This window comes from Dactylosporangium sp. CA-139066, from assembly GCF_050936175.1.
Lineage (GTDB): Bacteria > Actinomycetota > Actinomycetes > Mycobacteriales > Micromonosporaceae > Dactylosporangium.
The window spans coordinates 1,908,168-1,919,685 of record NZ_JBNJNH010000002.1 but is presented as its reverse complement, the minus strand read 5'-3'; the positions used below and the strand labels follow the sequence as shown (position 1 = coordinate 1,919,685).

The window sequence follows — 11,518 nt, the reverse complement described above, 5'->3', positions numbered from 1 at the left end:
CTGAGTCTCCTTCTCTCGCCGACGCGAGTTGTCATACCCGCCGCGTAAAGTCCCGACCATGGTGATGCCCTCGCGGCGAGCCTGGGGCTGGTCGCTCGCGCTGACCATCCTGCTCGGGTTCTGGACAGTGGCCGTTGTCGTCGCGCCGGAGGCCGTGGTCTGGCTGATCGGCGACTCGCTGGTGATCGAGGGCCTGTCGATGCCGCGGGTGATCTGGCCGCTCGCCCCGCTGCTGGCCCTGCTCGTGGCCGGCCTGCCGGCGCTGCTGCTGGCCCAGCTGTCGCCGGTGCCCTTCGCCCGCACGGCGGGCTGGCAGTGGCTGCTGGGCTGCGTGTTCGGCACGGTGCTCGGCTGCGTCCGGCTGATCCCGCCGACCTACCACGAGCTGTATCTGGCCGTGCTGGCCGCGGTCGCCGCGATCGTCGCCGCGGTGCACATGACGGTGACGGGCCCCCTGGAGCGCCCCATCGAGCCGCACCGCTGGCTGACCTGGCTCTCCCTCGCCGTGGGCCTGCTGCTCCTGATCCCGTGGCTGTGGACCGGCGCCCTCGGCGGCGCCGTCGAGAGCGTCCTCGCGCTGGTGGCCGCGCTAGCCGTGAGCTGGCTCGCGACCCGCCCGCTGCTCGCCCTGACGGCCCGGGTCGGCACCGGCGGCCACGCGTGGGGCCGGGTGGCGCTCGGCGGCCTGATGTCCGGCGTCTTCCTGACCCCGCTGGTCGCGGGCGTCGGCGAGCCGGCAGTGCACCTACTGGCCCTGCTGAGCGTCCCGCCGGTCGCGTTCACGTTCGCCGCGCTGCGCCGCCTGGGCCGCCCGTCGGCGGTCGCCCTGCTCACCCCGGTGCTGTTCGGCCCGCTCGGCCTGGTCGACCCCGACGAGACGTCCCTGATCCTGGGCCTGCGCGACGGCCTGTTCTGGGGCGCGGTCGCCGCCGCGGCGGCGTGGGTGCTCGCGATCGTGGCCGCGATCGTCGTGATGGTCGCCTTCCGCCGCATCCGGTGGCACGCGTGGCTGGCCGGGACGCTGACCGCGGTGATCGCCGCGGCCGGCGCCCTGGTGTACGTGACGCTCGGCCAGCCCGGCCTGGAGGGCGAGCGCCTGTTCGTGGTAATGCGCGAGCAGGCCGACCTGTCGGGCCTCCCGTCGATCACCGACCGCACGGAGCGCATCCGCCAGACCTACGAGCGCCTGGTGTCCACGGCCGAGCGCACCCAGGCCCCGCTGCGCGCCGCACTGCGCTCGCGGCACGTGTCCTACACCCCGTTCTACCTGGTCAACGGCATCGAGGTGGACGCCGGCCCGCTCGCCCGCCAGTGGCTGGCGAGCCGCTCGGACGTCGCCCACGTCCTGCTCAACCCGCACCTGCGCCCCCTGCCGGCCGCGGCCGAGCCCATGCACGGCACGGAGCCCGCCCCGGCGGAAACCCCGTGGAACCTCACCCTGATCGGCGCCGACCATGTCTGGCAGCGCTACTCCACGGGCCAGGGCATCGTCGTCGGCAGCTCGGACTCGGGCGTCGACGGCACCCACCCGGCGCTGCGCGACAACTTCCGCGGCGGCCCCGACTCCTGGCTCGACCCGTATGGCGTCGCCCGCACCCCCACGGACGGCAACGGCCACGGCACCCACACGATGGCCACCGCGGTCGGCAAGTCGGTCGGCGTGGCCCCCGGCGCCCAGTGGATGGCCTGCGAAAACCTCCCGCGCAACCTGGGCAGCATGGCCAACTACCTGACGTGCCTGCAGTTCATGCTGGCCCCCTACGACCCCGGCACCGACCCGTGGCACGCCGGCCACCCGGCCCGCGCCCCGCAGGTCCTCACCAACTCGTGGGGCTGCCCGGAGGTGGAGGGCTGCGACACCTACTCGATGCGCCCCGCCATCGACGCCTTCACCGCCGCCGGCATCTTCTTCGTCGCCGCCGCCGGCAACACGGGCCCGCGCTGCGAGTCCATCACCGACCCCCCGGCCAACTACGCCAACACCCTCACCGTCGGCGCCGTCGACCGCACCCGCCGCGTCGCGGCGTTCTCCAGCCGCGGCCCGGCCCCCGACGGCTCAACCAAGCCCGACGTGCTGGCCCCCGGCGTCGACGTGCTGTCGGCCCTCCCCGGCGGCGGCTACGGCGAGCTCAGCGGCACATCGATGGCCACCCCGCACGTGGCCGGCGTGGTCGCCCTGATGTGGTCCGCCAACCCGGCCCTGATCGGCGACATCCCGCGCACCCGCTCGATCCTCGCCTCCACGGCGCACCCCGCGGAGCCCACCGGCAAGGCCTGCGCCACCCCGGCCGACATCACGGGCGCCGGCCTGGTCGACGCGCTGGCGGCGGTGCAGGCCGCGGTCGCCCTGAAGCCTTCCTGACTCGCCGCCCCGCTACTTGAGGCGTCGGGTGGTTGGTCTGGTGCCCATCGGTAGCGGCTGCGGGCGTGGTGGATGAGGGATCGCGGGGTGACGATGGCGGCGGCGAGGTAGTGGTAGTGGGCGATCGCGCTGGGTGGCGGTCGGTGCGCCGGCGGAGTTTTCCGTGGTGCCGGTGCGGGCGATGCGGCCGTGCCAGCCGCGTTCGTGTCGGTTCGCGCCGGCGGCAACGGTTTCGAGGGGTGCCCCGCCGCCGTCAGTGGCCACGGAGCGTTTCCGGCCGCCTCTGCCGCGGTCGACCGGGGACCGGCCGACGTGGGCGCCGCCGCTGGCCGCTGTGGTGATGCAGCCGTCGACGGCCACGTCGGTCAGCTGCAGCCCGAATCATGGGGCGTGGCCCCGGTGCGCGAGGCCGATCGCGGCCCGGGCCTTCAGCCGGCGGCGGATCGTGGCGTCGGAACAGCCGGGGCTGGCGACGCGTTCGTACCCGGCACTGTGGACCAGGGCGGCAACGAGGCGCTCGAACACGACCCGGCCCGGGATGCGGCGGCGGTGGCAGCGCAGCGGATGGGCCGGGGTCGAAGTCACCCCGAACGGGGGGTCATCCTGTCGGTCACCGAGCGCCGAGAACTCTGATGATCGACGGACCCGTTCGGCGTGACCCACCAATTGTCGGACTCTCGTATCCTCCCGCCTGTTGCTGCTTCGTCCCGGCTCCCCGCCGTTGCCTCTGTGCCTGCTTGTCCCGGGCGCGGCTTAGGGCTTGCGCCTCCGCTGCGCGCGGCGAGCGGCCCGTGCGCACCGCGGCCGCCGCCGCCGAGCGGCGGCTGGCGGCCCGGCGTGGCGGGGACCGTCGCCCCCACCGCGCGCGTGCGCGTCCGACGTGGCTTGCCGTGGTCCGGGCTGTCTCGTGGTCGGCCGCTCTGCGACGTCCAAGCGAGACCCAACGCGTAACGCCGATGCCGCGGCGCGTTCCGGTTTCTTGGCTCCTTCAGCTTACCCGACGCCCAAAAACTGGATCTTGCGATATCACGCAGGGTCATCGCCCCGGTGCGGTCAGCCACACGTTACGCGCAGTACGCGCATCGCGTTGTCCCACGCCAGTTTGCGCAGGTCCGCGTCGGTCCAGCCGCGGCTCGACAGCTCCGCGAACAGAGCCGGATAAGCGGAGACGTCCGGGAGGTCGCCGGGGACCACCTCCGTGCCGTCGAAGTCGCCGCCCAGGCCGACGGCGTCCACGCCGGCCACCTCGCGCACGTGGTCGATGTGGTCTGCCACGTCGGCGGCCGTTGTGGGCGGGCACGGGTTGGCGTCGATCCAGCGCTGGCGGTGATCCAGGAACTCCGGGCTGTCCCACGGCAGCGCTATCGCGTCCTCCACCCGGTAGAGCTCGTCGCCCCAGGACCGACACTCCTCCGTCAGGAAGAACGGCACGAACGTCACCATCACCACGCCGTTGGTTTCGCGGACGCGTTGCAGTACGTCGTCGGGGACATTGCGCGGGTGGCCGCACAGGGCCCGGGCGCTCGAGTGGGAGAAGAACGCGGGCGCCGTCGAGACGTCCAGGACCGCGTGCATGGTCGAGTCGGCCACGTGGGACAGGTCGGCCAGCATGCCCAGGCGGTTGAGCTCGCGCACCACCTCGCGGCCGAAGTCCGACAGGCCGCCGACCGCGGGGGTGTCGGTGGCGCTGTCGGCCCAGGCGGTGTTGCGGGAGTGGGTCAGCGTGAGGTACCGGATCCCGAGCTTGTACAGCGATCCCAGGACCACCAGCGAGTTGTCGAGGCAGTGGCCGCCCTCGGCGCCGAGCAGTGAGGCGATGCGGCCGGTCGCGCGGGCCTGCTCCACCTCGGCGGCGTTGGTGGCGATGGCCAGGCGGTCCGGGTAGCGCGCGACGATCCGGCGGACCAGCTCCACCTGCTCGACCACCTGGATCGCGGCCTGGGGCTCGGGGCGGTCGTTCGGGACGTACACGCTCCAGAACTGGGCGCCGACCCCGCCCCGCTCGAGGCGAGGGAGGTCGGTGTGCAGGCCGGTGCCGCCGAGGTCCTGGGCGAGGTCCGCGAACGACCCGGACGGGTAGCGGATCCTCAGGCGCCAAGGCAGGTCGTTGTGCCCGTCGAACACGTCCATGGACCAAGACCATACGGTCTCCAAAATGTGCGTTTTGCCCCCTACATGCGAAGCGCCCTCATATGGTGAAGCTGGCCGACATGAGGGGGGACCCATGGGCAAGTCAAAGAAGAACGACAGCTTCGACAGCCAGGGCAGCCGCGGCATGCACCGCAGCGAGGACGACCTCGGGTATCTGGACCAGGACCTTTCCGACGACATCACGATCACGCCCGACTCGATGATCTCGGGCGAGTCGACGAACGCCAACACGGCCACGATGCGGGCCAGGACCAAGGCGCAGCAGGACCAGCAGACCTCGCTGCGGCAGAAGAGGTCCAACCAGCCGGAGATGTAACAGGACCGGCATCCGGTACGACGTCGGCGCCCGTGGCAGACGGGGGATCACAGGCGCCGGCGGCACGTGTGCGGGGCAGGCTCGTGGCGAACCCACGACCTGTCCCGCATGCGTTTACAGCGCCTTCGTGTAGATCCAGAAGATGCGCTCGAGGCGGGCGGCGACGGCCTTCGAGTAGAAGCCGATCGGCCCGGCCCACCCGATCTGGGCGGTCGTGAGGCCGCCGGCGCGCTGGTCGGCGAGGCATCGACGCAGCAGTACCCGGCCGACCCCGAGCCCCTCGGCGGCCGGCGCCGTCCCCATGGGGCCGAACCAGCTGGGACGGTTCGCGCCATACGCCGCAAAACCCAAGATCTCCCCATCTCGTACGGCGACATAGCACCCCGCCCCGCCACGGTCCAGCGACTGCTCGACCTCCCAGGCCCAGCCGTCGCCCCAGATGGAGCGCACCCAGTCCGGGGTGTCGCCGCCGGCGGGCAGCACCTTCACGCCGGTGGCTTCGAGCCGGGCCTCGTCGCGGGCCGCCTCGGCGCTGCGCAGCGTGAGGTCCGCGGTCATGTTCCAGGCGGTGTCCGTGAGCCTGTAGCCGGCGCGGCGGGCGAGGCACACCGCCGGGGTGTACCGCACGTCGATCCCCGGCCATGCATAGCACGGCGGGTTGCCGCCGAGCCGGACGCGCTCGGCGCCCAGGTCGGCCAGGCGCTCCTCGGCGGCCCGCAGCAGCGCGGCGCCCACGCCCCGGCGGCGCACCTCGGGCCGTACGGCCAGCAGCTCGACATGGCCCAGCCGCGGGTCGGCGTCGTTGATCGAGGCGAAGACCAGGCCGGTGCCGTCGTCGGCGGTCAGCCGCGTCACGGGCCGCCCGGCCGGCGGCGCCGCGAGCCGACCGGCGAGCATGCCCGCCTCGGCCGCGTCCTCGGGCAGGTCGAGCGCACGAGTCAGCAGGTCAGCGGCGCTGGACAGGTCGTCGAGATCCACGATCATTTGGTAAACATACCTAACTGTTAGGGCGGATCGGCGCTCCTGTCGCACGGATGTGAGGAAAACGAAACAGCCGTCCAAAATCCACGCAGGACGGATGCAAAGGCGAAATAAGGTATAAATCCGACATATCGGTCCCAGGCCCACGACGCCGGAAGACGCGGGCGACGAGGGCAAGCGAAAGGGCGGGACAGCCCGAAGGCCATCCCGCCCTGACGTGGTTCAGCGTGGACTCAGAAGTCCATGTCGCCGCCGCCCGGCGCGCCGGCCGGGGCCTTCTCCTTCTCGGGCTTGTCCGCCACCACGGCCTCCGTGGTGAGGAACAGGGCCGCGATCGAAGCGGCGTTCTGCAGCGCCGAACGCGTCACCTTGGCCGGGTCGATGATGCCCTCGGCCAGGAGGTTGACGTACTCGCCCGTCGCGGCGTTGAGGCCGTGACCGGCCTCCAGGTTGCGCACGCGCTCGACCACGACGCCGCCCTCGAGGCCGGCGTTCACGGCGATCTGACGCAGCGGGGCGTCCAGCGCCACGCGAACGATCTGCGCGCCGGTCGCCTCGTCGCCGACCAGGTCCAGCTTGTCGAACGCGGTCTTGCCGGCCTGCACCAGGGCCACGCCACCACCGGGGACGATGCCCTCCTCGACGGCCGCCTTCGCGTTGCGAACGGCGTCCTCGATGCGGTGCTTGCGCTCCTTGAGCTCGACCTCGGTGGCCGCGCCGACCTTGATGACCGCAACGCCGCCGGCCAGCTTGGCCAGGCGCTCCTGCAGCTTCTCGCGGTCGTAGTCCGAGTCGCTCTTCTCGATCTCGGCGCGGATCTGCGAGACCCGGCCGTTGATCGAGTCGGCGTCGCCGGCGCCGTCGACGATCGTGGTCTCGTCCTTGGTCACGACCACCTTGCGGGCGCGGCCGAGCAGACCCAGGTCGGCGTTCTCGAGCTTGAGGCCGACGGTCTCGCTGATGACCTGACCGCCGGTCAGGATCGCGATGTCGGTCAGCATCGCCTTGCGGCGGTCGCCGAAGCCGGGCGCCTTGACGGCGACCGACTTGAAGGTGCCGCGGATCTTGTTCACCACGAGGGTCGCCAGGGCCTCGGCCTCGACGTCCTCGGAGATGATCGCGAGCGGCTTGCCCGACTGCATGACCTTCTCCAGCACCGGGAGGAGGTCCTTCACCGCGGAGACCTTCGACTCGACGATGAGGATGTAGGGGTCGTCGAGGACGGCCTCCATCCGATCGGTGTCGGTCACGAAGTACGGCGAGATGTAGCCCTTGTCGAAGCGCATACCCTCGGTGAGCTCGAGCTCGAGGCCGAAGGTGTTGCTCTCCTCGACGGTGATGACGCCTTCCTTGCCGACCTTGTCCATCGCCTCGGCGATGATCTCGCCGACCGTGGCGTCGCCCGCGGAGATGGAGGCGGTGGAGGCGATCTGCTCCTTGGTCTCCACGTCCTTGGCCAGGTTGGCCAGCTCGTCGGCGACGGACGTGACCGCCGCCTCGATGCCGCGCTTCAGGGCCATCGGGTTCGCGCCGGCGGCGACGTTGCGCAGGCCCTCACGGACCAGCGCCTGCGCCAGCACGGTCGCCGTCGTCGTGCCGTCACCGGCAACGTCGTCGGTCTTCTTGGCAACTTCCTTGACCAGCTCGGCGCCGATCTTCTCGTACGGGTCCTCGAGCTCGATCTCCTTGGCGATGCTCACACCATCGTTGGTGATGGTGGGCGCGCCCCACTTCTTCTCGAGGACGACGTTGCGGCCCTTGGGGCCCAGCGTCACCTTGACGGCGTCGGCGAGGGTGTTCATGCCCCGCTCGAGACCGCGGCGCGCCTCTTCGTCGAACGCGATAATCTTGGCCATTCGGCGTTGTCCTCCTGGACACTCACGATTCGCCTCGACCCACGTGGGGCCGGCGGCTCACCGCCTGCTTTCGCACCTTCGAGGACCCTGCGGGTTCCCCGGGCGGTCGGGCCGGATGAGCCCGCGACGACCAGCCTCGCGGTGGTTGCCCACCGGAGGACTGCACCGTCCCGACCATTGGCACTCACCTGATGCGAGTGCCAAGTCCTTGTTTAGCACTCTGGCCAGTCGAGTGCAAGCAAACCGCGGGTGACGGCGGAGGTGGCCGGGGGCCAAGATCACCCCGACCCCGGAAGCCATCTATCCCCCGACGGGGTATAAATCCGACAAGTCGTGGCGCGGAGCGCCCGACTTGTCGAAAAACGCCGCAAGCCGGGAAAAGAGGGCCGTAAAACGACGCAGGGCACCGTTCCTCATCAATGAGGACGGTGCCCCGGCGGGGGAAGCAAACGGGGGTCAGGCAAGCAAGCGAACCCCTTCTGCCTGCGGCCCCTTCTGACCCTGCGCGATCTCGAACTCGACGCGCTGTCCGTCTTCCAGCGACTTGTAGCCGTCCATCTGAATCGCGGAGAAGTGGACGAACACGTCCTGCCCCCCGTCGACCGCGATGAAGCCATAGCCCTTCTCGCTGTTGAACCACTTGACGGTGCCCTGTGCCACGGTGCACTTCCTCTACTTCGGTCCTGCTGCGATCACTCGGCTGGTTGTGGGGAACCAGCTCGGGCCTTCGACCCAGGGGGCCGCCGGCAGCCGGGGGTGGCGCAGGCGTTGGATCGATGACGAACCGCACGGTACACGAGGTAACCCGAACCACGACAGGCCCAAATCGGACAGCAAGGTCACGAATCAAGCAGTTCGAAAAGGTCGCCGAGCATGCCTTCTCCGCACTTTCCCTTGCAGAGTCAAACATCGCCCGGCGACTACGTGTTAGTAACCTACGGGACTACACGTGACGGCGTGACTGGACAACGCGGAAGCGGCCCGCGACGTAGGCGCCGTCGGTGAGCGCGGCATTGGCCGCCGGATTGGCGCCGCTGGCGTGGAAGTCGGAAAAGGCCGCCGACTGGTTTACGAACACCCCACCCGTAAGGTTGACTGACAAATGCACACCGGCAAGCAGCGCGGCCTCTTCCATCGCATCCAGCACCGCGGGCGATGTGGAATACACCGAAGCGGTCAATGCACCCTTCCGGCCCACGGTGTCGGCGAAGATCCGCAAACTGCCCGGCGTGGAATCGGTTGCAACAACGAATGAAATGGGGCCGAACCACTCCGTGCCATAGGTCGGCGCGTCGTCGGCGCCGAGTTTCCGGATGAGGGGCGTACGCACGGTCGCGCCGGCATAAGCCGGATGCGAAACGTCTGAGGATTCGAGCACCGGCTCGCCGACCGCGGCGGCCTTCTGGAGCCGCTCCAATACTCCCTCGTTCACGATGGCGCCGGTGAGTTCGACGCCCTTTGCCGCGTCGGCGGTGAGCTTGCCGACGGCGGCCGCGATGCCCTGCGCGACCTCGTCGAAGCTCTTGTGCCCTTCGTCGGTGGCAATGCCGCCGACGGGGACGAGAATGTTCTGCGGCGTCGTGCACATCTGCCCGGAGTACAACACCAGCGAGAATCCGATGTTGCGGCACATTCCGGCGAAGTCGTCGGTGGAGTCCACGACGATGGTGTTCACGCCGGCCTTCTCGGTGTAGACGACGGCCTGGCGGGCGTTGGCCTCCAGCCAGTCGCCGAACTCGGTCGAGCCGGTGAAGTCGATGATGCGCACCTCGGGGCGCAGCGCGAGGGTCTTGGCCAGCCCCTCGCCGGGCGCCTCGGCGGCCAGCAGCACGAGGTTGGGGTCGAAGCCGGCGTCGGCGAGCGTCTCGCGGGCGATCTTCACGGTGATCGCGAGGGGCAGGACCGCGCGCGGGTGCGGCTTGACGATCACGGGGTTGCCGGTCACCAGGGACGCGAAGAACCCCGGGTACGAGTTCCAGGTCGGGAACGTGTTGCAGCCGACGACCAGGGCGGCTCCCCGCGGTACCACATGGAAGGTCTTGGCCATGTGCAGCGTCTGGCCCTTGCCGGCCGGCTTCTCCCAGTCGGCGCTGGCCGGCGTGCGGGTCATCTCGCGGTAGGCGTAGGCGACGGCCTCCAGCGCGCGGTCGAGCGCGTGCGGCCCGCCGGCCTGGAACGCCATGACGAAGGCCTGCCCGGTGGTCGCGTGCACGGCGTTGGCCAGTTCGAAGACGGACCGGTGCACGCGCGCGAGGATCTCCAGGCACACGCCGGCGCGGGTCTGCGGGCCGGCCGCCCGCCACGCCGGCATGCCCTCGGCGAGGGCGGCAAAAGCAAGATCAAGATCCAGGTGGGGGTACCGCACGTCGAGCCCGATCCCGAAGGGCGAGCTCTCGGTGGACACCCAGTCGGTGATGCCCGGCTGGTCCTTGAGCGGGAAGTCCCCGCCCAGGTAGGCGCGGAAGGCCGCCTCGCCCTCGGCGGCCGCGTGCTCGCCGTAGATGCGCGGGCTCGGCGACTCCGGGTAGTTGGACCAGTACGCACGCTCAGCGATCGCGGTCAGCGCCCGCTCCAGCGTGTCCGCGTGGCTGGCGAACATGGGGTGTGAGTTCTCCATGCGGGCAATCCTGCCACCGCCGCCCGCGGGCGCCGTCCTAAATCGGACCCTGCCAGTTCGACCAGTACTCCCGGAAGCGGAACCCCATCGCCTCGTTGATCGAGATCATGAACGAGTTGGATGCCGCGTTGAATGTGTCGATGGTCGTCACCGCCGGCTCGGCCGCCCGCATCGCCCGCAGGTTGGCCACCTTCGCGACGATGCCGAGCCGGTGCCCGCGGTGGGCCGGATGGACCAGGGTGATCAGCTGCCAGGCGTGCCAGTCGACGGTCTTCGCCACCCGCATCGCGGTCCAGGCGACGAGCCGGCCGGTCGCGTCGTGGACGATGCCGGTCTCGTAGCGGCGGGTCCCCCAGGCGGCGAACGCCTCGTACTGCCGGCGCATGCGCTCGGCGGTGACGTTCTGCGGCTCGTAGGCCAGCTCGCCCATCGGCGTCTCGGCGATGAAGGAGCTGTCGAGGGCGGCCAGGTCGTCGAGGTACTCCGAAGGCAGGTCGTTGCGCCACTGCACGACGGAGTAGCCCGCGGCGCGCTCCAGGCCCTCGGCGTGGAGCCGGTCGACCGCGGCCTCGTCGACGTCGGCCAGCAGCAGGCGCCGGCGGGCGTCGGTGAGCCCGTTGGTCAGGCCGAGGGCGGCGCTGAAGGCCGACGGGGCGGCCGCGTCCAGGCTGAACCCGAGCCAGCCGGTGCGCCCGGCCGCCCGGGCGACGCCGGCGGCGTGCGCGGCGAGGGCCCGCCCGATGCCGCGGCGCCGGTGCTCCGGCCGCACGGAGAGCTCGACGTTGGCCTTGTCCAGGTTGTCCAGCCGGGGCAGGTCCAGCTGGAGGGTGCCGGCGGGGGTGTCGCCGTCGAGGGCCAGGTACACGTGCCGCTCGTCGGCCGGCGGCGGTACGGCGAAGGTCGCCCGGTGCAGGAATCGGCACTCGGGCGGGAAGTCGGGTACGTCCGCGCGCTGCGCGGCCTCGTTGATCTCGTACGCCGCGTCGATGGCGGCCGGGTCATCGGCGCGCACCTCGACGATCTCGAGCGTGGATTGGGCCATGCCGCCAGCGTGGGCCGGTCACCGGCGCCGGGGCAACCAAATATCCATGCCCGGAAATTGGTCGAGAGGACGCTCGCCAACACCTCCGGTGTTGTGGTCGCGGGCCCGAACCAGGGTTCCGGCCTCGCGGCGACACGTCCTCCCGCACGGAGCATCCTGAACCCCGGCACCTACGGCGTCAAGTCCGTCACAC

General features: G+C 70.8%; 9 protein-coding genes and 1 pseudogene. 2 read left to right on the top strand and 8 right to left on the bottom strand.

All coding sequences use genetic code 11. From position 1 onward, the window contains the following. Positions 1-58 precede the first annotated feature (58 nt). Positions 59-2,362 (top strand): S8 family serine peptidase, encoded by a 2,304-nt coding sequence (locus ACQEVU_RS53560; RefSeq protein ID WP_433338666.1) that lies wholly within the window; start codon positions 59-61, stop codon positions 2,360-2,362. 12 nt (positions 2,363-2,374) lie between these two features. Here ACQEVU_RS53560 and ACQEVU_RS53555 read toward each other — a convergent pair. From ACQEVU_RS53555 to ACQEVU_RS53545, 3 genes and pseudogenes are all read right to left on the bottom strand, one after another. Continuing rightward, positions 2,375-2,740 (bottom strand): annotated as a pseudogene (locus ACQEVU_RS53555) (IS5/IS1182 family transposase); the annotation flags it as partial. Between the two features lie 3 nt (positions 2,741-2,743). Continuing rightward, positions 2,744-2,947, bottom strand: a complete 204-nt coding sequence (locus tag ACQEVU_RS53550) for a hypothetical protein (RefSeq protein WP_433339793.1) — start codon at positions 2,945-2,947, stop codon at positions 2,744-2,746. Positions 2,948-3,415: 468 nt separating this feature from the next. Further along, complete coding sequence (locus ACQEVU_RS53545) at positions 3,416-4,492, bottom strand: dipeptidase (protein WP_433338664.1); 1,077 nt, start codon at positions 4,490-4,492, stop codon at positions 3,416-3,418. 94 nt (positions 4,493-4,586) lie between these two features. Here ACQEVU_RS53545 and ACQEVU_RS53540 point away from each other — a divergent pair, with 94 nt between their 5' ends. Next, the gene (locus ACQEVU_RS53540; RefSeq protein ID WP_433338662.1) at positions 4,587-4,829 is read left to right on the top strand and encodes a hypothetical protein; all 243 of its coding nucleotides are present in this window, start codon (positions 4,587-4,589) and stop codon (positions 4,827-4,829) included. Between the two features lie 114 nt (positions 4,830-4,943). Here ACQEVU_RS53540 and ACQEVU_RS53535 read toward each other — a convergent pair whose 3' ends face one another. From ACQEVU_RS53535 to ACQEVU_RS53515, 5 genes are all read right to left on the bottom strand, one after another. Continuing rightward, positions 4,944-5,813: a GNAT family N-acetyltransferase gene (locus ACQEVU_RS53535; RefSeq protein WP_433338660.1), complete on the bottom strand. Its 870-nt coding sequence runs from the start codon at positions 5,811-5,813 to the stop codon at positions 4,944-4,946. Between the two features lie 230 nt (positions 5,814-6,043). Next, the gene (groL, locus tag ACQEVU_RS53530) at positions 6,044-7,666 is read right to left on the bottom strand and encodes a chaperonin GroEL (RefSeq protein WP_433338658.1); all 1,623 of its coding nucleotides are present in this window, start codon (positions 7,664-7,666) and stop codon (positions 6,044-6,046) included. A 456-nt stretch (positions 7,667-8,122) separates the two neighbouring features. Then, entirely contained in the window at positions 8,123-8,326 is a 204-nt protein-coding gene (locus ACQEVU_RS53525; RefSeq protein ID WP_190251253.1) for a cold-shock protein, read from the bottom strand. Positions 8,327-8,609: 283 nt separating this feature from the next. Beyond that, positions 8,610-10,283, bottom strand: a complete 1,674-nt coding sequence (paaN, locus tag ACQEVU_RS53520; protein WP_433338656.1) for a phenylacetic acid degradation protein PaaN — start codon at positions 10,281-10,283, stop codon at positions 8,610-8,612. A gap of 37 nt (positions 10,284-10,320) precedes the next feature. Further along, on the bottom strand, positions 10,321-11,325 hold the full coding sequence (locus ACQEVU_RS53515) for a GNAT family N-acetyltransferase (RefSeq protein WP_433338654.1): 1,005 nt from the start codon (positions 11,323-11,325) through the stop codon (positions 10,321-10,323). Positions 11,326-11,518 lie beyond the last annotated feature (193 nt).

Coding starts and splice junctions, on each gene's coding strand:
- ACQEVU_RS53535 (WP_433338660.1), bottom strand. CDS start 5,813: ATGATCGTGGATCTCGACGACCTGTCCAGCGCCGCTGACCTGCTGACT.
- ACQEVU_RS53540 (WP_433338662.1), top strand. CDS start 4,587: ATGGGCAAGTCAAAGAAGAACGACAGCTTCGACAGCCAGGGCAGCCGC.
- paaN (WP_433338656.1), bottom strand. CDS start 10,283: ATGGAGAACTCACACCCCATGTTCGCCAGCCACGCGGACACGCTGGAG.
- ACQEVU_RS53545 (WP_433338664.1), bottom strand. CDS start 4,492: ATGGACGTGTTCGACGGGCACAACGACCTGCCTTGGCGCCTGAGGATC.
- ACQEVU_RS53560 (WP_433338666.1), top strand. CDS start 59: ATGGTGATGCCCTCGCGGCGAGCCTGGGGCTGGTCGCTCGCGCTGACC.
- ACQEVU_RS53515 (WP_433338654.1), bottom strand. CDS start 11,325: ATGGCCCAATCCACGCTCGAGATCGTCGAGGTGCGCGCCGATGACCCG.
- groL (WP_433338658.1), bottom strand. CDS start 7,666: ATGGCCAAGATTATCGCGTTCGACGAAGAGGCGCGCCGCGGTCTCGAG.